The 19877-nt window shown below is 76.4% G+C and carries 12 protein-coding genes and 1 pseudogene; 6 read left to right on the top strand and 7 right to left on the bottom strand.

The features are described from left to right. Positions 1–133: 133 nt before the first annotated feature. Genes DEH69_RS01345 through DEH69_RS01325 form a run of 5 tightly spaced genes read right to left on the bottom strand, consistent with a single transcriptional unit; the run spans position 134 to position 12658 of the window. Entirely contained in the window at positions 134–2041 is a 1908-nt protein-coding gene (locus DEH69_RS01345; protein ID WP_113684992.1) for a hypothetical protein, read from the bottom strand. Continuing rightward, positions 2038–5613, bottom strand: a complete 3576-nt coding sequence (locus DEH69_RS01340; RefSeq protein WP_113684991.1) for a DUF5682 family protein — start codon at positions 5611–5613, stop codon at positions 2038–2040. The genes DEH69_RS01345 and DEH69_RS01340 overlap by 4 nt, the downstream gene beginning before the upstream one ends. Before the next feature lie 6 nt (positions 5614–5619). Next, complete coding sequence (locus tag DEH69_RS01335; RefSeq protein ID WP_113684990.1) at positions 5620–6792, bottom strand: AAA family ATPase; 1173 nt, start codon at positions 6790–6792, stop codon at positions 5620–5622. Further along, on the bottom strand, positions 6789–11798 hold the full coding sequence (locus DEH69_RS01330) for a hypothetical protein (RefSeq protein ID WP_113684989.1): 5010 nt from the start codon (positions 11796–11798) through the stop codon (positions 6789–6791). Before DEH69_RS01330 ends, DEH69_RS01335 begins: the two co-directional genes overlap by 4 nt. Continuing rightward, the gene (locus DEH69_RS01325) at positions 11795–12658 is read right to left on the bottom strand and encodes a DUF4132 domain-containing protein (protein WP_113685125.1); all 864 of its coding nucleotides are present in this window, start codon (positions 12656–12658) and stop codon (positions 11795–11797) included. Before DEH69_RS01325 ends, DEH69_RS01330 begins: the two co-directional genes overlap by 4 nt. Positions 12659–12749: 91 nt before the next feature. On the opposite strand from DEH69_RS01325, the gene DEH69_RS01320 reads away from it, so the two are divergent. Then, complete coding sequence (locus DEH69_RS01320) at positions 12750–13754, top strand: Gfo/Idh/MocA family protein (RefSeq protein WP_181727201.1); 1005 nt, start codon at positions 12750–12752, stop codon at positions 13752–13754. Between the two features lie 65 nt (positions 13755–13819). Here DEH69_RS01320 and argH read toward each other — a convergent pair whose 3' ends face one another. Both argH and DEH69_RS01310 read right to left on the bottom strand, forming a co-directional pair. Continuing rightward, a complete protein-coding gene (argH, locus tag DEH69_RS01315; protein WP_113684988.1) occupies positions 13820–15253 on the bottom strand; it encodes an argininosuccinate lyase in 1434 nt (477 codons plus the stop codon). Next, positions 15250–16446: an argininosuccinate synthase gene (locus DEH69_RS01310; RefSeq protein ID WP_113684987.1), complete on the bottom strand. Its 1197-nt coding sequence runs from the start codon at positions 16444–16446 to the stop codon at positions 15250–15252. Before DEH69_RS01310 ends, argH begins: the two co-directional genes overlap by 4 nt. Before the next feature lie 107 nt (positions 16447–16553). On the opposite strand from DEH69_RS01310, the pseudogene DEH69_RS01305 reads away from it, so the two are divergent. The 5 genes and pseudogenes from DEH69_RS01305 to DEH69_RS01290 form a co-directional block, all read left to right on the top strand. Next, positions 16554–17132 (top strand): annotated as a pseudogene (locus tag DEH69_RS01305) (pyridoxamine 5'-phosphate oxidase family protein); the annotation flags it as partial. Between the two features lie 71 nt (positions 17133–17203). Beyond that, on the top strand, positions 17204–18055 hold the full coding sequence (locus DEH69_RS01300) for a TIGR02452 family protein (RefSeq protein ID WP_113684985.1): 852 nt from the start codon (positions 17204–17206) through the stop codon (positions 18053–18055). 24 nt (positions 18056–18079) lie between these two features. Next, positions 18080–18202, top strand: a complete 123-nt coding sequence (locus DEH69_RS32280; protein WP_258534357.1) for a hypothetical protein — start codon at positions 18080–18082, stop codon at positions 18200–18202. A 207-nt stretch (positions 18203–18409) separates the two neighbouring features. Then, positions 18410–18727 (top strand): hypothetical protein, encoded by a 318-nt coding sequence (locus tag DEH69_RS01295; RefSeq protein ID WP_113684984.1) that lies wholly within the window; start codon positions 18410–18412, stop codon positions 18725–18727. Continuing rightward, positions 18724–19794, top strand: coding sequence for a polyprenyl synthetase family protein (locus DEH69_RS01290; RefSeq protein WP_113684983.1), 1071 nt, complete (start codon positions 18724–18726; stop codon positions 19792–19794). Before DEH69_RS01295 ends, DEH69_RS01290 begins: the two co-directional genes overlap by 4 nt. The last annotated feature ends 83 nt before the right edge of the window (positions 19795–19877 follow it).

Below are 19877 nucleotides of genomic sequence, written 5' to 3'. Positions count from 1 at the left end.
GCGGGCACCTTCCGGTTCCTTGGGGCGGTGGCTGCTCACGAGAGGCGGCTGCTCACGGGGGGCGGCTGCTCACGAGAGGCGGCTGTTCACGGGGGGCGGGCCCGGCCCTGATCGGCCGGGGGCGCCGGGATCGTCACGCTACCCGCCCCCCGTCGGGGCCGTGGGCGGGGGCGGCCGCGGGCTCCGGGATCCAGGCGGCGGCGCACAGGGCCGCGGACATCGCGTCGGCGTACCCGGCCGCGGCGAGCCAGGCGCGGGCGAAGCGGTCGGAGTCGGCGGGCAGCAGGCGGCCGAAGGCGTCGAGGGCCCGGTCGGCGGCGGCGCGGTGCAGCTCGTCGAGCACGGCGGCGCCCGTGACCAGGCCCGCCCGGCGCAGCCGCCGCAGGTCGGCGCCGTCCGCCCCGGGGAGTGCCAGGGTGCGGCGGCCCGCGGCGACGGCCTGGTCGACGCGGCGGCGCAGGGCGTGCAGGGGCGGGGGCGCTGGCTCGTCGACGGCGGCTGGTGGCACCGGTGGGTCGGGCGGCGGGGGCAGGTCGGCGCGTTGGAGGCGGTCGTGGCCGACGTCGATCCTGCCGCGCGGGTCGGCGGGGCGCAGGGTGCGGCGGGCGCCGGGCGGGCGGCCCGCGGCGAGCAGCGCGAGCCTGGGGTGGGTGGCGGGCACCAGGCGGCCGATCACGCGGAGCTGGAGCCCGGGGTCGGCGGCGAGCAGCCTGAGGTTGTCGCGGTGGGCCAGGGCGGGGTGGTCGTCGGCGGCGGTGACGCGCACGGGCAGGCCAGCGCAGTCGGCGGCCATGACATGGCCGCCGGACTCGCGGACGTGCCCGGTGACGGTGAGGTCGAGGAACAGCAGGTCGCCGCCAGGGGGGCGGCGCGCTTCGGGGAGCGCGAGGGCGGCGAGGGCGCGGGCGGCCTGCTCGTGCGCCGGGGGCGCCCACAGCCGGGCCAGCGGCTCCTCGTCCCAGTCCGCGCCCGAGGCGCGCACGGCGCGCACGCCCGCGCCCGTGCCGAGGCGGCCATCGGGGGACACGGTGGCGCCCGAGACGGTCAGCCCCGCGCGGGCCAGCTCGCGGTGGGTGAGGGCGGTGTCGCCGAGGCGGACGGTGCGGGCGGCGGCGGACGCGGCACGTTCGGCGCCGCCCGGCATGACGTCGAGCACGCTGTGGATGCGGCCCTCGGCGTCGGCGGCCCAGGTGGCGACGCCCGCGTGGCCCGTCCCCGCCAGGACCGGCTCGGAGAACAGCCCGTAGAGCCGCAGCGCCCCGCCCGGGGTGTAGGGGCGGCGTGCGGTGCCGCGCAGCACGGCGAGCTCGGGCCCCGTGGCGCCGCGCCCCACGCCGTGCGCGGTGGTCAGCAACTCGTGGAGCGCGGCGGTCAGATCGGCCAGCCGGTGGCCCGGATCCGCGGAGCGGGCCGCGCGTAGCCCCGCGACGGCGGCGGTCGCCGCGGCGGCGGGGCGGTGCAGCCCGGCGAGGCGGGCGGCGTGGGCGGCGCCGAGCAGCTCGGCCTGGGCGAGGGCGCCCGCGCCGTCGACGCCGGTCTCGAGGACGGCCGCGCCCGCGGTCCACAGGGCGGTGGCGGCGGCGAGCTGGGCGGGCGACGCGCGCGGGACGGCCTCGGCGGCATCGGCGTGCTCGGTGGCCGCGGCGTTCTCTTCGGTCGCGGCGGCCGACGCGGGGGCGGGCTCCGGGGCGTTGTCCTGGGCGCCTTCGCCCGCGGGGTCGGGGGCGGGGACCTCGTCCGCGACCGGCGCCGCCGACGCGATGGCCGCGCGGTGCACACAGGCGGGGGCGAGCAGGCAGCCGCAGCGGATGGCGTCGGCGTCGGTCACCGCGCCCCCGGGGGCGCACAGCTCGACCGCGGCCTCGTCGTCCACGGCGACGCGCGCGGTGTCGCCCTCGCGTGTCACGGGGCGGGCGGCGAGCTTGGCCGTGGCGGCGTCGAGGCGCTTGCGCAGCCGGGGGCTGAGCGCGGCGACGAGCGCGGCGGTCACGGCGGGGGCGACGGGCGGCAGCGCGGTGGGCGGCGCTGAGGGCGCGGTCATCGGATCTTCTCCCCTACCCAGCGGGCGAGTTCGAGGGGGCTGAGGGCGGCGACGGGCATCCCCGCCGCGACTAGCTGGCCCGCGACGGCCGTGGAGTAACGCGGCCGTCCCGCGTCGTCGAGGCTGGCGCAGCCCAGCACGTGGCAGCCGGAGTCGACCAGGGCGCGCACCTCGGCGAGCAGCCCGCCCAGCGGATAGCCCTCCTCGAAGTCGCTGATGACGACGGTGAGGGTGCGGGAGGGCGCGGTGACGAGCGAGCGGGCGTGGCGCAGCCCCGCGGCGATATGGGTGCCGCCGCCCACGCTGACCTCGAGGAGCAGGCCGAGTGGGTCGTGCACATGGCCGCTGAGGTCGATGACCTCGGTGGAGAACGCCAGGAAGTGCGTGGAGAGTGCGGGCACCCCGGCGAACACGGCGGCGGTGAGGGCGGACCAGATCGTCGACGCCTCCATCGACCCCGAGACGTCGGTGACCAGGATCAGCCGCCAGTCGGCCGAGCGCGCGGCGCGGCCCCTGAACACCGGCCGCTCGGGGACGATCACCACGTCGCCTTCGGCGGAGCGGCGCGCGGTGCGGAGGTTGGCGCGCAGGGTGCGGGGCAGGTCGAGGCGCCCGGTGGGGCGCCGCGTCGGGCGGGGGTGGGCGGCGCCGCTGAGCGCGGGCCGCAGCCGGGTGGCGAGCTGCCGCGTCAACGCCTCGACCAGGCGGGCGACCAGCGGGCGCAGCCGGGCCACGCGCGCCTCGGGCAGGCCGCCCGCGTGCCGCAGAACGGTCCGCAGCAGGTCGACCGAGGGGCGCACGGTGTCAGGGTCGAGCGCGAGCACGGCGTCGTGGCGCCCCGCGGCGACGGCGGCGGCCAGCACCTCCTCGCGGAGGCCCGGACCGAACAGGGCGGCCAACTCCTCGGACCACTCCCGCACTCCGGGGTAGGGCGCCTGGCGCCCGCCGCCCGACGAGGGGCCGAGGTCGCCCCGCGAGCCCTCGCCCTTGCCGCGCCCGTACAGCTCGTCGAGCGCGGTGGCCAGCGGTGCGGCCGAGGGCGGCAGCCGGTCGGCGCGGCGGCCAAGCAGCAGCCGCCAGCGGTCGGCCGGGGAGAGGGCGCGTGCCTCGTCGGGCGGGGCGGGGGCCCGGGGCCGGGCGGGGGCCCGGGGCGTTGCGCCGGGGTCATCGGCGCCGTCCGCGCGGTCGCGTGGCGGGGGCAGCAGGCCACGGGCGGCGAGCGCTTCGGCCGCCGCGAGGTCGGCCCGCGTCCAGCGCTCCAGGGTGAGGGGGTCGGTGTCGGGCAGCTCGGCGACCCGGCCGCCGATGCGCTCCTCCACGACGTCGAGCAGGCGGTCGCGGGCGGCGGGGCTGAGGGTGTCGAACCCCCCGCGCAGCGCGGGCAGCCGGTCGAGGAAACGGCGGTCGGGCAGCTCGGCGATCCGGTCGAGCAGCGGGCCCAGGGTGGCGGGTGAGGCTTCGAGGAGCGGTCCCGCGGCGGTCAGCAGGCCGCCGAGGCGGGCGGTGAGCGCGGCGCGCGCTTCGGGGTCGCCCGCGGCGTCCACCCAGGAGGCGACCAGGCCGCCGAGCCGTTCGGGGGTGGTGAGGCCCAGCAGCGTGCGCACCGCGGCGGCGGCGCCGCGCATCGTCGGGCTGCCCTCGGCGGCCAGCGCCGCAAGGGCCCCGGCCAGCCGCATGCCGCCGAACGCGTCCGCGCGGTGGGCCAGCTCGACCAGGGCGCGAGCGTCGGCCAGCTCGTCGGAGCCGGTGAGCCCCTCGACCTGGCGGATCGCGGCCGTGGTGAGCGCCTCGGCGATGGCGTCGACCGCGTGGCCTGTGGCGCGCAGCCGGTCGATGAGGGTGAGGGCGGACAGCAGCTCGGGCAGGGTGGCGCCGACCGGCAGGAGGGTGGCGGCCTCGGCCAGGCGTTCCCCGGTGAGGGCGTCGAGGGCGCAGGCGGCGGCCTGGTCCAGGCCCGTGATGACCTGGGCCGCGGTGGGTCCTCCCGCCGCGCGCTCGGCGCGGTGCCGCTCGCGGAGCGTGCCCTCGGCGGCCTGGGCCGGGGTGACGCCGCGGACCCCGGCCGCCACCAGCATCGCGGCGGTCGCGGGCGTCCACCGCGCCTGCCACCGCGTGGTCAGCGCCTCGGTGCCGCCGGTGCCTGTGACCCGCTGCTCCTCGGCGTAGGGCACGCCGCACGCGGCGAGCCGCCGCAGCAGCAGCTCGCGGCGCCGGTCGAGGGCGGAGCGGCGGGTGTCGAGGCGCAGCTCGCGCCCCGCGGCGTCGCCCGGCCCCGGCAGCCCGAGGTCGGCCACCTCCGCCTCGACTGCGGGGCCGAGGCCGCCGCGTGGCGTGCCGGGGGCGGGGCGGCCGGTGCGCGCGCCGACCAGGACGTCCTCCAACGCCCGTGAGACGGCCCGGCCACGGCCCAGGGGCTCGCCCTGGGCGAGCACGGTCCCCACCGCCTCGATCAACTCCCCGCGCCCGGGCGCCGGAAGCCCGCGCAGCCGGGCGAGGTCGCGGGCCAGGCGGCTGATCTCCCGGGAGTCGGCGGGGCCCGACGGGTGGTCCTGGGCGCGGAGCGCGGCGCAGATCCGGACGGCCGTCCTGGTCAGGGCGTCGTGCAGGGCGGCGGGGTCGCCCGCGGCGCCGAGGACGAGGTGCTGCCACTCGGGGTCGCGGATCCCTGCCGGGTATCCGGAGCGTTCGTCGAGGAGGGCGTAGGTGTAGGGGATCAACGACACGGTTACGCCGCCGTCCGCGGGCGCCGCGGACGGGCGTTCCCCGGCGTTCTCCCCGGCGTTCTCCCCGGCGTTCTCCCCGGCGTTCTCCCCGGCGTTCTCGCAGCCCTCCCCGGCGTCGTCGTGCCGGGCGGCCGGGGTGAGGGCGGGGGTGTGGAACGCGCCGACCACCGCCGCGGCACGCCGCCCGCCCGCAGTGGCCTCGGCCAGCCGGGCGCGCATCCAGCGTTCCCTGGCGAGGTCGAGCGGGTCGATGCCGCAGTCCTGGGCCGCCGCGTCCCGGCGCAGGGCCCAGCCGGTGAGCAGGGCGGCGCGGCGCAGCGCCTCGGGTGGGGACCCCGGGGCGGTGGCCTCGACCAGCCGGTCCCACAGGTCGTCGCCCGGGCGCCCGGTGAGCCGGGCGCGCAGCGCGTCGCCGACCCCGGCCCGCCCCTGGCCCGCGGGGCGGCGGGCCGCGCGGTGCGCCCGGTCGGCGAGCGGCAGGTCGGCGGCGATCGCGGGCACGCCGCGCCGCGCCGCCCAGCGCAGGGCGACCAGCTCGGGCGAGAAGTCGGCGAACGGGTAGAACGCCGGGCCGCCCGCGTCCCCCTCGGCCCCCCGGTCGCCACGGGGGACGGCCGCGAGGGCCACCGGCGCCCTGGTCTCCTCGTGGGCCAGCCAGGGCAGCCAGTCCTGGAGCTCGGCGGGCAGCTCCACCAGAAGCACATCGGGCTCGGCCGCCTCCAGCAGGTGGGGCAGCGCGGCGGCGAGAGAGGGCGCGTGGTGCCGCACGCCGATGAGGAACGCGCCCGCCGGGTCGGTGAGCTCGCTCAGGGCCGCGCGGGTCTCCGCCGCGCCGGGGTCGGTGGCCATCGCGCGTCAGTCCTCCAGAACGTGCCGCAGGTCCCACAGGGTGCGCCAGGTCGGCGAGCCCTGCTCGGCGCGGCGGCGCACGGCGCCGTCCCAGTACCCCTGGAGGCAGGCGGCGTCCTTGGGCTCGTCCTTGCGGACCACGCCGAGCAGGTGTCCTGGGACCAGGGAGAGGACGTCGCGGTCCGAAGGGAAGTAGGCCGCGGACAGCGCGAGCGAGCCCGCGACCGCGACAGCCTCGGCCGTGCTCATCACGGTGGAGGGCCGCTCGACCTCCCAGCCCTCGGCGGAACGGCCTTCGCGCAGGTCGCGGAACGCCGTGACCAGCGCCTCGAGCACGGCGTCGTCGACCCGGAACGCGGCGCCCGAGCGTTCGACGGCGGCCCGGGACTGGCGGCGGACCAGCTCGGTCTCGGCGTCGAGGTCGGCGATGGGGCCGACCGTCTCGAAGTTGAACCTGCGCTTGAGGGCGGCGGACATCTCGGAGACGCCCTTGTCGCGGAGGTTCGCCGTGGCGATGAGCGTGAAGCCGGGGGCGGCATGCGCCTGCGCGGCCCCTGTCCCGGTCAACTCGGGTATGGCCAGGCGGCGTTCGGAGAGCAGGGAGACCAGGGCGTCCTGCACCTCGGGCAGGCAGCGGGTGATCTCCTCGACCCGGGCGACGGCGCCCGTGGTCATGGCGGTGAGGACGGGCGAGGGCACCAGGGCCTCGGGGCTCGGGCCCTTGGCCAGCAGCAGGGCGTAGTTCCAGCCGTATCTGAGCTGGTCCTCGGTCGTGCCCGCGGTGCCCTGGACGGTCAGGGCGCTGGTGCCGCAGACGGCCGCGGACAGCAGCTCGGAGAGCATCGACTTGGCGGTGCCGGGCTCGCCGACGAGCAACAGGCCGCGCTCCCCCGCGAGCGTGATGACGCACCGCTCGACCAGGGCGCGGTCGCCCACGAACTTGCCGCCGATCTCCAGCTTGCGGGGCAGCTGACCCCTGGGGTCCGCGCCGTCGGGCAGGGCCAGGGCCCGGCCCTCGCTGCCCATGACGAACGTGACGACCGCGCGGGGCGTGAGCCGCCACCCCGGCGGGCGGGGGCCCGGGTCGTGGGCGGCGAGGAACGCCAGCTCGGCGGCGTACCGCTCCTCGGGCGGGGTGATCTGGCGGGCCTCGCCCGCGGCGGTGGTGGTCGTGGTCATCGACGGCCCTTCCTGGTGGCGCGGGTGACAAGCTCCTCGTACGCGGGGCCATCGCCCGCGGTGACCCGGGCCCACGCCCGGGCGAACAGCTCGGGGACGGGGGTCAGCGGGACGATCGGCCCCTCGATGGGGTAGAGGCCGGCCTTCCAGGTCTCGACCGGGAGGAGCGGCGCGCCCCGCTCGAGCCAGCCGCAGGGCAGGAACAGCTTGCGCCCGGCCCGCGACCGCTGGGCCGTGACCACCAGGTCGGTGGCGGACAGCTCGGCGGCGGCGCGCTTGGCGCGGGCGGGCTTCCAGCCGGTCCAGCGGGCCCTGGCGCGGTCCGTCGGGGCGGGCAGGGCGAGCAGCTGGAGGTAGAGCGCGGCGGCGTCCTCGCCCAGGCCGTGGTGGGCCGCGACCTCGGCGACGAGCCCGGGAACGCTCAGGGTCGGGTCCTGGGCGTAGCCGGTGAAGCCGTCAGCGTCGCCGTGCCCGGCCGCGAGCAGCCGGTCGATGTCGGGGCCGAGCAGCGTGCGGAGATGGGTGAGACGGCCCTCGGACGAGGGCGGGAGCAGCCCCTGGACCAGGCCGAGCGCGGGGTCGTCGGGCCCGCTGAGCCCCGCGGGGCGCAGCCAGAGGTACTCCGAGCCGGAGTACCAGGGGGCGAGGACGAACGCGTCGCCCACGCGGGTCATCCCGTCGGGTCCCGCCCCGCCCTCATCGGGCATGCCGTGCGCGGCGCGGATCTTCTTGGCGGTGGGCTTCCCGTCGGCCGACCACTGGAGGTGCAGGTCGAGGAGCAGCCCCGGGTCGGCGAGCCGTCGGCGCAGGGCGTCGAGCCCGGCGGGCAGGGCGGCGCGCAGGGGGTGGCCGTAGGGCAGGCCGTGGCCGAGGGCGGCCAGGGCGCCGACGGCCCCGCTCAGCAGGAACCGGCTGGGCAGCAGCGTGCTGTCATCGGCCTCGACCTGGCCGTGCGCGCCGAGGCGCTGCGTGGTGGTCCGCGTGAGCCACGGCGTGTCCTGGGGGTTGAGCACGGCCTCGCCCATGCCGCCGATGTTCAGCTCGTCGGCCAGCTCCTCGGGGATGCGCAGCCGGGCGCCGAACAGCGCGGTCCAGCGCCGTGCCGCCTTCTCGGTGTCGGGGCCCGAGTCCCACAGCGCGGCCGGGTCGTCCCTCAGCAGCGCGGCCAGCAGCTCGTGGCTCTCGGGCGGCAGGAGCGCGGCGGCCTTGCGGGCCTGGCCCACCTTGAGGCCGAGGTCGGCGGGGGTGCGGGGGGCCCGGGTGAGCCCGGCGAGCAGCAGGGTGGCCTGGACGGTGCCCGCGCCGGTGGCCTCGGCGAACGCGGCGGCCGTCTCGGGGCGCCAGGGCAGCGGGCCCCGCTCGCGCACGAGGCGGACCAGCTCGGCGAGGTACGCGGCGCCTGGGCCGGGGGCCACGGGGTACGCCTTGAAGGTGGTGAAGTGCGCGACCGGGCCGAACGCGCCCTCGGGGTCGTGGTCCATGGCCAGCCATGTGTGCCGGTCGTTCTGCCCGGGGTGGCCGAGGCGGCCCAGGATGACGACCGTGCGGGAGCCGCGGCGCAGGACGTGGCCGCCGCGCTGGAGGGCGGAGCCGGGCTCCTTGAGCACAGTGGTGCGCAGCGCGCCCGCGCCGCCCGCGAGCGGGCCCTCGGCGACCGCGGCGAGGAGCAGCAGGAGCGCCTCGCGCGCGGTGTCGTCGACGGCGGGTCCCGTGGCGTGGTAGGCGAGGGCGTGGAGCCTGCCGAGCAGCCCAGTCCAGTCGCCGCTCCCCCAGGGAGCGGTGCGGGGCTCGGCGCGCCAGCCGTCGGGCAGCGTCTCGGCGCGGTCGGCCGCGGTGAGCGGGGCGCCGGTGGCGGGCTTGCCGTTCAGCACGTGGTTCACCGCCCGGATCTGCTGGAGGCAGCTCCACAGGCCCTTGCTCCACAGCCGCCGGATGGGCCGCTCGGTGAGAGTGCCCACGGCCTCGGCGATCTCGCGGTCGGCGCCGTGCAGCGGCTGGTAGTCGGCGAACATCGGCCCGTCGGCCTTCGGCTCGTCCTGGCGCGGGCCGGTGAGCCGCGCGATGGAGCGGGACATCCGGATGGCGAAGCGGACAATGCCCGCGACGCCGCGCAGCAGGGAGCGGTCCTTCACCGCGGGGAGCTCGGCGCCGACGGCGTCGACCAGGGCACGCTCCCACTCCTTGGCGCGCGCGGCCGGGTCGGGGGTGCGCCCTGCCTCGCGGTCCTCGCTGTCGGGGCGGGCGAACGCGGCGTCGAGGTCGGCGACGGCCGCGATCAGCCGCGTGGCCGTCGCGTCGGTGACCTCGCGCAGCGCGAGCGAGCCCGTCTCGTCCCTGACGCGGAGGGCGTGCAGGAGGGGGACGGGGGGCATGAGCGGGGTGCCCGCCGCGAAGGCGCCGCCGCGCGCGGAGACCGGGGCCGAGCCAAGCGCCCCCGTGGCGCGGTCGGCGCCGTCGGGGAAGAGGGACACGTTGTTCCGGCTGATCGCGAGCACCGGCTCGGCGCCGCCTGGCAGCCGCAGCGCGCCGATCGGCACGGGCTGGCTCGGGCTGATGTAGGCGGGGGTCCCGCGGGTGAGGCTGACCGTGCGGCCATCGGTGCCACGGGCCCTGAACGTGCCGCCATCGGCCTCCTCGTACCGCACCCACCAGCCGAGCAGGGAGCCGTCGGTGCCGAGGGGGGTGGCCTCGAGCCCAGACGCCATCGGCAGCAGGGAGCAGTAGTGGGGGATCAGGCGGGCGCCGTCCGCGGCCCCGCCCGCGAGGAACGCCGGAAGCGAGTCGCGGCCGCCCTCGCCGGTGACCGGGTCGAACTCCCGCCAGACATTCCCCCGTTGGCGGTGCTCAAGACGCCAGTAGGCGGTGCCGTCGGCGAGGACGGCCGCCTCCTGGGGATAGCTGGTGTCCCCCGCGTGCACGGCGCGCCCGCCGGTGACCAGGCCGCCGCCCGGCAGCGGCGGGGCGACCCGGCAGGGCAGCACCCCGGAGCGCGACAGGTGGGCGCCGCCGAGCGGGAAGATGTCGTCGGGGCGCGAGGACCAGTAAGCGCGCTGCCCCCCGTCGGCCCACCAGGTGACCAGCAGCTCGCCGTCCACGTAGCGGAACGTGGGCCGCCGCCACAGGTCGGTGTCGGGGATCCGGACGTCGTGGTCGATGAGGACGCGGTCGGGGCCGACGACGACGGCCTTGGCGGAGTTTCCGAGGATGACCCCGGGCCATGCCTCCTCCACGCCGAGCGCCCGCGCGCCATTGCCCGATACGTGCGGCGCCATCAGCCGCATGCCCTCCTCGAGGGCGGGCCAACCCAGCTCGTCGAATATCCCGGCGCGCAGGGTGCGGGCCACCAGCGGGGCCAGGTCGTGGGCGGTGACGCGGGCGAGGGCGTCGGGGTGGACGTCGTCGGCGACGCGCTCCGCGGCCACCAGCCGGTCAAGAGCCTCGCGGGCCGCGGGGAGCGCGGTGGCGGCCGTGACCTCGTCGGCGCGGGCGGCGAGCCAGTCGCGCAGGAGCTCGCGCAGCACCGGGTGGGCCGCGGCGGTGGTGAGCCGCTCGGGGTCGCGGTGCTGGGCGGTGGCGCCGACGGAGGCGGTGAGCAGGGGGCGGTAGCGCGGGTCCGCGGCGAGGGCGGCGAAGTCGCACCGCTCGTCATCGGGCGCGCCGAACCAGTCGTCCATGTCGAGGACCAGGCCATCGGCCGGGTCGGCCACGGGGGCGCCCTCGGCCAGGCAGGCGTCGAGCAGCTCCACGTCGGCGCCGTCGTGCCACCCGCGGCGGCGGCCCGACGACGCCACCGGCACGCCGTCGGCGCGCAGCCGGGGAGCGAGGCGCCTGGCCAGCGCGTAGGTGGCGGGCGACCGGTGGGGGGACCAGCCGCGTTGCAGGTGGGCGCTCCAGCGGGAGAGCCAGTCCGCGGCCGACGGCCGCTGCCCTTCCCCGCCCTCGCCCTGGGCGGCCTCGCGCGGGTCGTCGGCGAGCAGCTGCTCGGCGCCCGTGGCGGCGAGCAGGTCGAGCCATGTCGCGTCGCCTCCGCCCTCGACGGACAGCTGGGAGGGCATGAGGGACAGCAGCCGGTGGCGGATCCCGGGCCGCTCGGCGGCGAGGTCGACCAGCGTGCTCCGGTACCCGGTCCAGAACGACGGGGGCGCGTCCACCACGGACGAGTGGTCGAGCAGCTCCCCGACCAGGGCCCGCTCCTCGGCCGCGACGTCGAGCCCGGCGGCGCGGACGAGCTTGCGGGAGTCGGCGGCCAGCGAGGCGTAGGGCGGCATCCCGGCCGCGCAGCGCTCGACGGTGAGCTGCCTGAACTGGCGCCACGCCTCCTCGGGAGGCAGCCTGCGGGTGAGGTCCTTGACGTGATCGCGCAGCGCCTTGACGGTGAGGGCCCCGGCGAAGGCGAACTCGAGGAAGACCGCGCGCTGCCGCGCCTCGTCCACCTCGAGGTCGTGGACGCGCTCGGCGGCGCGGGCCTTGCCGAAGAACATGGCGGCGTACGAGGTGTTCTCGTGGGAGAGGAAGACGCGCGCCGCCTGCTCGTAGAACGTGGGCAGGAAGTGCGGAACGGATCGCCCGAGCCGATCGCCCAGCTGGTCGAAGCCGTCCTTGGCCGCCCCGGCGCGGCTGGCCGCCGTGCGGGCGAGGCGCTCGATGTCCTGGACGAGGGCGAGCGCGTGGTGGCCGTTCGCCGGGTCGTTCACCAGCGCCCAGGCGGGGAAGCCGAGGCTCTCGCGGCGGACGCGGCCGACGCGCGGCGCCTCCTCGGCCTCGTCGCGGACGAGGCCGAGATAGCCGAGCGCCAGGTCCTCGGCCTCGCCAAGGGTCTCGGCCACCAGGCGCACCACGGGCCGCTCGTCGAGTGCGGGGTGGGTGTAGGCGCGGGCGGTCAGGATGTCGACGTCATCGCCGCCGCTGCCGCGCGGGTCGTCGAGCGGCAGGACGGCGCCCGCGTCGAGCAGGAGCCCGGCGGCGACGTGGCCGTCGCGGTGGGCCTGGGGGGTGGCGGTGCTCATCGAACGTCCTCCTCGGTGTCGCGGCCCGCGTGGAGTGCGGCGGCCATGCGCATGCCCTCGGACCACGCGACGGGCCCGATGTCGGCCAGGCGCAGGGCGCGCCCCTCCGGGGTGTTCCAGCTGAGCGGGCCCGTCTCGGTGCGCTCGGACCCCTCGTACTCACCCAGCCAGACGCGGGCCTCGACCGTTGTGCCGTCCTCGACGACCGGGCAGACGGCCTGGCCGCCCCGCACGCGGTACCCGAGCGAGGTGGCGCGGCCGATGAGGAAGCGGAGCTGCTTGTAGACGCCGCCCGCGTAGGTGTCGACCGAGGTGGCGGCCGGGTCGACGGGCTCGGCGCCGTCCGTGCCGCGGCGCCAGACCTCGCGGTGCAGCTGGCCCAGGCCCTGGCGCAGCCCGAGCTCGGTCGCGAAGTCCCGCAGCTCGTCGAGGTCGTCGAGCAGGACGGGGTGCGGGATTCGCAGCACCGGCGCTTCGGTGCGGACGCTGTCGCCGTCGAGGTCGACCAGGCCGATGCCGCGCTCGGGGTCGGCGTCGCGCAGGAATCCGGCGACGGCGCCGTCCGCGTCGGTGACGACGAGGTCGCGCAGGGCCGCGCGCCAGGCCGGGTCGGGCCAGACGCGGACCAGGACGGGGGCGGGAACGGGCAGCGAGCGGATCATCCAGCGCTCGGCCGTGGCCAGGCACTCGCGCTCGTGCCGGGCCAGCCAGTCGGTCAGCTGCCGCAACTGGACGACGGCCGGCTCGTCCGCGATCTTCGACGGCACGGACTTCAGCAGCTTCCCCGCCTTGTTCCGGCAGAGAACCTTCCCCGTGTCGTCGAGGGCGACGGTGTAATCGCCCGCGCTCATCCACCCCATGACCATCTCCCCGAAGGTCGCCTCCTACAGTGATCGAAACCGTAGTAGGCCCCACTGACAACGCACTTCCCGGGGGCAGAAGGAGAGTCACATGGGCGAGCGCGCGGCCGAGTCGAAGGACCGCCCGGTGCGGTGGGGCATCCTCGCGACGGGGGGCATAGCGGCCAGGCTGGCCGGGGATCTGGCGGCGCTGCCGGACGCCGATGTGGCCGCGGTGGGGTCGCGTTCGCCGCGCGCCGCCGAGGAGTTCGCGCGCCGCTTCGGGATCCCGAGGGCGTACGGCGACTGGGCCGCGCTGGTCGCCGACCCCGAGGTGGACGTCGTCTATGTCGCGACCCCGCACAGCGCCCACCACCCGGCCGTGCGGCTGTGCCTTGAGGCGGGCAAGCCGGTGCTGTGCGAAAAGCCGTTCACGCTGAACGAGGCGGAGGCGCGCGAGCTGGTCGCCCTGGCGCGGGAGCGGGGCGTCTTCCTCATGGAGGCCATGTGGATGTACTGCAACCCCTCGATCCGGCGGGCGGTGGAGCTGGTGCGCGACGGGGCGATCGGCGACGTCGTCGCGGTGCACGCGGACTTCGGCATCGGCGGGCCGCTCGACCCCGGGCACCGGCTGCTCGACCCCGCGCTCGGCGGCGGCGCGCTGCTCGACCTGGGCGTGTACCCCGTGTCGTTCGCGCACCTGCTGCTCGGGGAGCCCGCGCGGGTGTCGGCGCTCGCGCGGATCGAGGGGGGCGTGGACGTCAACACCGGGATGCTGCTTGGCTACGACTCCGGCGCGGTGGCGGCGTTGACCTGTTCGCTGCGGGGTGACACGGCGCGGACCGCGGTGGTGACGGGGGAGCGGGGGCGGATCGCGTTCCCCCGGGGGTTCTTCAGCCCGGAGCGCTTCGTGCTGCACAGGGACGGGGCCGAGCCCGAGGAGTTCGCGGGCCCCGGGCCCGCGGGGACGATGGCGTATCAGGCGGCCGAGGTGATGCGGTGCCTGCGCGCGGGGGAGAAGGAGTCGCCGCTCGTGCCGCTCGAAGGGAGCCTGGCGGTGATGCGCACGCTGGACGCGGTGCGGGAGCGGATCGGGCTGCGTTACGCGGGCGAGTGACCGCGGCGCGGGCGGGTGACGGGCCGCGGCCCGTCACCCGCCGCGCGTGCCGACGGGTGGCCCGGTCAGCGGGTGGCCGCCGCCCAGGCCCGCTGCTCGGCCAGGGCCGCTCTGGACTCACCGAGCTGGACGGCGACCGCCGAGGGCGCGGTGCCGCCGCGCGCGTCGCGCGCCGCGATGGCGCCCTCGACCGTCAGGACGGTGCGGACCTCGGGGGTGAGGTGCGGGGAGATCTTGGCGAACTGCTCGTCGGTGAGCTGGTCGAGCTCGATGCCCTCCGCCTCGCACGCCTTGACGCACTCCCCCGCGACCTCGTGGGCCACGCGGAACGGCACGCCCCGCTTGACCAGCCACTCGGCGATGTCGGTCGCGAGCGAGAAGCCCGCGGGCGCCAGCTCGGCCATGCGCGCGGCGTTGACCGTGAGGGTGGCGACCATGCCGGTGAACGCGGGGAGCAGCACCTCGAGTTGGTCGCAGGAGTCGAAGACCGGCTCCTTGTCCTCCTGGAGGTCGCGGTTGTAGGCGAGCGGGAGCGCCTTGAGGGTGGCGAGGAGGCCCGTCAGGTTCCCGATGAGGCGGCCCGACTTGCCGCGCGCCAGCTCGGCGATGTCGGGGTTCTTCTTCTGCGGCATGATCGAGCTGCCGGTGGAGAACGCGTCGTCCAGGGTCACGAAGGAGAACTCCCTCGTGTTCCAGATGATGATCTCCTCGGCGATGCGCGAGATGTCCACGCCCGCCATGGCCGTGATGAACGCGAACTCCGCGACGAAGTCCCGCGCGGAGGTGCCGTCGATCGAGTTCGCCGACGAGCCGCCGTCGAAGCCGAGCTCGGCGGCGACCGCCTCGGGGTCGAGGCCGAGCGAGGAGCCCGCCAGCGCGCCCGCCCCGTAAGGGGACACGGCCGTGCGCGCGTCCCACTGCCGCAGCCGCTCGCCGTTCCGCGACAGCGCCTGGACATGGGCCAGGACATGGTGCGCGAACAGGATGGGCTGGGCGTGCTGGAAGTGGGTCCTGCCGGGCATGGCGACGTCCGGGTGCGCCTCGGCCAGGCCGATCAGCGCCTCCTGGAGGTCGGCGAGCAACCCGCCGATGATCCGCGCGTGGTCGCGCAGGTACATGCGGAAGAGGGTGGCCACCTGGTCGTTGCGGGAGCGGCCCGCGCGCAGCTTGCCGCCGAGCTCGGGGCCGAGCCGCTCGAGCAGGCCGCGTTCGAGCGCGGTGTGCACGTCCTCGTCGGCGATCGTTCCGGTGAACGAGCCGTCCGCGACGTCGGCGGCCAGGCGGTCGAGACCGGCCAGCATGCGCTCCAGCTCGTCCTCGGTGAGCAGCCCCGCCCGGCGCAGGACGCGGGCGTGGGCGCGTGACCCGGCGATGTCGTAGGGCGCGAGCCGCCAGTCGAAGTGGACGGAGGCGCTGAGCCTCTCCAGGGCCTCGGCGGGCCCGCTGGCGAACCGGCCGCCCCACAGCCGGACGTCGCTGCCGCCCTCGGCCGCCGTCACTGGGCGAGGTCCCGCCGCGCGGCGATCTTGCTCGAGAGGCCGAAGATGTCGATGAAGCCCTTGGCGAGCGACTGGTCGAACGTGTCGCCCGTGTCGTACGTGGCGAGGCTGAAGTCGTAGAGCGACTGGCCCGAGCGCCGCCCCGTGACCACGGCGCGGCCGCCGTGCAGCGTCATCCTGATGTCGCCGCTGACGTGCTCGTTCGCCTCGGCCACGAAGCCGTCGATGGCCCGCTTGAGCGGGGAGAACCACAGGCCGTCGTAGACCAGCTCGGACCAGCGCTGCTCGACCTGCCGCTTGTAACGGGCCAGCTCGCGCTCGACCGTGACGCTCTCAAGCTCCTGGTGCGCGGCGATGAGCGCGATGGCGCCAGGGGCCTCGTAGATCTCGCGGGACTTGATGCCGACAAGGCGGTCCTCGACCATGTCGATCCGGCCCACGCCCTGGGCGCCCGCCCGCTCGTTGAGCTCCTGGATCGCCTGGAGCATGGTGACGGAGCGGCCGTCGACGGCCACGGGGGCGCCGCGCTCGAAGGTGATGACGACCTCGTCGGCGTCCCGCGCGGTGGCGGGGTTCTGCGTGTACTCGTAGATGTCCTCGATCGGGGCGTTCCAGATGTCCTCGAGGAAGCCCGTCTCGATGGCGCGGCCGAAGACATTGGCGTCGATGGAGTACGGCGACTTCTTGCTCGTGGCGATCGGCAGTCCCTTGGCCTCGGCGAAGGCGATGGCCTTGTCCCGGGTCATCGCGTAGTCCCTGACGGGGGCGATGCACTTCAGGTCGGGGGCGAGGGAGGCGATGCCCGCCTCGAACCTCACCTGGTCGTTGCCCTTGCCGGTGCAGCCGTGGGCGACGGTGTCGGCGCCGTGCTTGCGGGCGGCGGCGGCCAGGTGCTTGACGATGACGGGCCGGGAGAGCGAGGAGACGAGGGGGTAGCGGTCCATGTAGAGGCCGTTGGCCTTGATCGCGGGGAGGCAGTACTCCTCGGCGAACTCGTCCTTGGCGTCCACGACCTCGGCCTCGACCGCGCCGCAGGCGAGCGCGCGCTTGCGGATGACATCCAGGCTCTCGCCGCCCTGGCCGACGTCGACGGCGACGGCGACGACCTCGGCGCCGGTCGCCTCGGCGATCCAGCCGATGCAGACGGAGGTGTCAAGACCGCCGGAGTAGGCGAGTACGACGCGCTGGGTCACGGTATCTCCTTATGATGCATGCACGGTCTAGAATAAGTATGCAGACATCCGCATGGTTCGTCAATCCACTCGCCAGGAGCCCTCACGGGCTGGGCATACTGCGGGACATGGGGAAGTCATACGAACGCATCGACGGCAGGCTTCGGACGTTCATCGAGGCGCAGCCCCTCTTCTTCACCGCCACCGCCCCGCTCGCGGCCGACGGCACGGTGAACCTCTCGCCCAAGGGTCTGTCCGGCTCGTTCGCGGTGCTCGACGAGCTGACCGTCGCCTATCTCGACTTCGCGGGGAGCCACGCGGAGACCATCGCCCATCTCAGGGAGAACGGCCGCATCACCCTGATGTGGTGCGCGTTCCAGGGCCCGCCCACCGTCGTGCGCGTCCACGGCAGGGGCGAGCCGGTCTTCCGCGACGACCCGCGCTTCCCCGCCCTCCTCGCGCGCTTCCCCGCCATCGACCCGGCCGACCACGGGCTGCGGGCGATCATCGTGGTGACGGCCGAGCTGATCAGGGACTCGTGCGGCTATGCCGTCCCGTTCATGGGCTACGAGGGCGACCGCCCGCTGCACGGCTCGCGCTTCGCGCGGGAGACGGACGCGTCGCTCGACGCGTACTTCCACAAGAAGGAGCACATCGCGGCCAGCATCGACGGCCTGCCGGGGCTCCCGCTGCCCCTGCCGCCCACGCCGCCGTCCGAGCGGCCGGAGGCCGCCGAGGGGTCCGGGCCTTCGGAGGCGGCCGTGAACGGGGAGTCGGCGTGAGCGCGCGGCTACGGGGGATCGCCAGGGAGACCGAGGAGTTCGTGACCGCCGGCTGGTATCGGGCCCCCGGCGGGCGGCGGGTGGACATCGGCGGGGCAACGGCCAGTGCGCGCGAGGGCACCGCGCTGTTCGGTCCCTGGCCCGTGCCCCTTCCGCCGCTCGACCACGGGACGCCGGGCGGGGCGCCAGCGCGCGAGGTCCCCGCGTTCGAGGTCACGGGGGAGAGCAGCACCGCCGCCGCGCGCCGCCTGGTCACCGGGGGCGGCGGCGCGGTCGCCGTGCTCAACTTCGCCTCGGCCCGCAATCCGGGCGGCGGCTACCTCAACGGGGCGCGGGCCCAGGAGGAGGCGCTGTGCCGGGCCTCGGCGCTCCACACGTGCCTGCTGCGGGTCCCCGAGTTCTACGCGGCGCACCGGGCCGACCCCGACCCGTTCTACAGCGACCGCGTCATCCACTCCCCCGGCGTGCCGGTCTTCAGGGACGACAAGGGGGCGCTGCTGCCCGAGCCGTTCGCGGCCGGGTTCCTGACCTCGGCCGCGCCCAACGCGGGCGTGATAGCCCGGCGCGCCCCCGAGCGGGTGGGCGAGGTGCCGGGCGCGCTGCGGTCGCGGGCGGCGCGCGTGCTCGAGGTGGCCGCGGCGGCGGGGTACCGGCGGCTGGTGCTTGGGGCGTGGGGCTGCGGGGTGTTCCGCAACGACCCGGCGCACGTGGCCGAGGCGTTCCGCGAACCGCTCGGCGCGGGCGGGGCGTTCGCCCGGCGGTTCGACCACGTGGTCTTCGCGGTGCTCGACCGGCGTGAGCCCTCGCCGACCAGAAGGGCCTTCGCCGACGCGTTCGGCGCTGGCTAGTGCCGCGTCAGTCAGGGTTTGCCCGTGCAGGAGCGGCGTCCGGTGCGCAGCGTCTTCGCCATGGGCGGCACGCGGCACGACCTCCAGGTGCGGGCCCTGCTGGCCGACGCGTGGCACGAGGAGAACGCTCCTCACCCACACGGGTGATTACGCGCGCGGCGGCCGCACCACCCCCTTCCTTTGGCCTGAACAGAACTCCTGGTCAGCGCGCCTGAGACACCCGCCAGGAGCGCGCGGGCGCGCGGGGGGCGCGCGGGCAATGCGCAACGCGCCGTTCCAGCCGCTCCGCCGAACGGTCAAGCTGAACGTCGTGATCAGCGATGTGACCAGCGATCCGCATGAGGGAGTGGCGTGATGTCCGTCGACCTCGGCAAGGTCTCAGGGGTCGCCAGGGCCGCCTCCGCCGCGAACGTTCCCTTCCGCATCGGCCCAGGGGAGGCAAGAGGGGCGGGTCCGGGTGTTTCGTCGGGCGACGGCAAGGGTCACATCTTCGTCAAGGGCGAGTATGTGAGGGGCAAAGTGATGCGCACCATCCCCGGGCCCCGCGTCGTCGCGGCGCTCGTCGCGAAGGCGCTCACCCGCACCGGGACGGCCGTCGCTACCGAGCCCGTCGCCCTCACCGAGCCACCCGCCCGCACCGAGCACCGCCAGGAAGCCGAGGCCCCGTCATGACCACCGTCCCTGACACGGCGGGCGGAGCGCACACCGCCCGCGACACCCTGCGCGACGCCCGCGCGCTGCTCGACCCCGCGCTGCGCCAGTGGGTCCACTTGCTGCCCACGCCGGTGGCCCGCGTGGCGTCCTACCACTTCGGCTGGACCGACGCCACGGGCCGCCCCGACGACGCCCCCGCGGGCAAGGCCCTGCGCCCCGCGCTGGTCTTCGGCTGCGCCGAGGCCGTGGGCGGCAGCGCCGATGAGGCCATGGCCCCCGCCGTCGCCGTCGAACTGGTGCACAACTTCTCGCTGCTGCACGACGACATCCTCGACGGCGACACCACGCGCCGCCACCGGGCCACCGCGTGGACGGTGTTCGGCTCGTCCGCCGCGCTGCTCGCCGGGGACGCGCTGCTGATGCACGCCAGCCGGGTGCTGACCGAGCAGCCAGCCCCGCTCGCCGCCGTCACCGGCATCCGCTGGCTCAGCGAGGCGACCACCCAGCTGATCGAGGGCGAGCACACGGACATCAGCTTCGAGGACCGCTTCCATGTGTCGCTCCCCGAGTGCCTGGCCATGACCGAGCGCAAGACGGCGGCGCTGCTCGCCTGCTCGTGCGCCCTCGGCGCGCTGTGGGGCGGCGCTTCGCCCGAACGCGTCGAGTCGCTGCGGAGGTTCGGCACTCACCTGGGCATGGCGTTCCAGCTCACCGACGACCTGCTCGGCATCTGGGGCGACCCGGCCGTCACCGGCAAGCCCGCGGGGGCGGACCTGGCGAACCGGAAGAAGTCCCTCCCGGTCGTCGCCGCGCTCGACTCGGGCACCCCGGCCGCGCGCCGCCTGTCCGAGCTGTACACCCGCGAGCAGCGCAGGGACCCGGGCCAAGCCCCGCCGCCCGAGCCCGAGGAGACGGCGCTGCTCGCCTCCCTGGTGGAGGAGGCGGGCGGCCGGGCGTGGGCGGAGGAGGCGGCCGAGGAGGAGCTGCGCCTGGCGCTCGCGTGCCTCGACGCCGCCGAGCCCGCCGACCCCGCCGGTGCGCACCTGGCCGCGCTGGCCGAGCTCGCCGGGCACCGGGACCGCTGACCGCACGCCGAAGGACGCCGAAGGACGCCGAGGGACGCCGAGGGACGTTGAGAGACGTTGAGAGACGCCGACGGGTGCCGAGG

Origin of the sequence: Streptomyces sp. PT12 (genome assembly GCF_003311645.1) — a bacterium.
Lineage (GTDB): Bacteria > Actinomycetota > Actinomycetes > Streptomycetales > Streptomycetaceae > Streptomyces.
This window is presented reverse-complemented; position numbering and strand designations above follow the sequence as displayed.

Bases quoted from the DNA above. Each gene is read 5' to 3' on its own strand.
- DEH69_RS01345 (WP_113684992.1), bottom strand. From the start codon at position 2,041: ATGACCGCGCCCTCAGCGCCGCCCACCGCGCTGCCGCCCGTCGCCCCC.
- DEH69_RS01340 (WP_113684991.1), bottom strand. From the start codon at position 5,613: ATGGCCACCGACCCCGGCGCGGCGGAGACCCGCGCGGCCCTGAGCGAG.
- DEH69_RS01335 (WP_113684990.1), bottom strand. From the start codon at position 6,792: ATGACCACGACCACCACCGCCGCGGGCGAGGCCCGCCAGATCACCCCG.
- DEH69_RS01330 (WP_113684989.1), bottom strand. From the start codon at position 11,798: ATGAGCACCGCCACCCCCCAGGCCCACCGCGACGGCCACGTCGCCGCC.
- DEH69_RS01325 (WP_113685125.1), bottom strand. From the start codon at position 12,658: ATGGGGTGGATGAGCGCGGGCGATTACACCGTCGCCCTCGACGACACG.
- DEH69_RS01320 (WP_181727201.1), top strand. From the start codon at position 12,750: ATGGGCGAGCGCGCGGCCGAGTCGAAGGACCGCCCGGTGCGGTGGGGC.
- DEH69_RS01295 (WP_113684984.1), top strand. From the start codon at position 18,410: ATGTCCGTCGACCTCGGCAAGGTCTCAGGGGTCGCCAGGGCCGCCTCC.
- DEH69_RS01290 (WP_113684983.1), top strand. From the start codon at position 18,724: ATGACCACCGTCCCTGACACGGCGGGCGGAGCGCACACCGCCCGCGAC.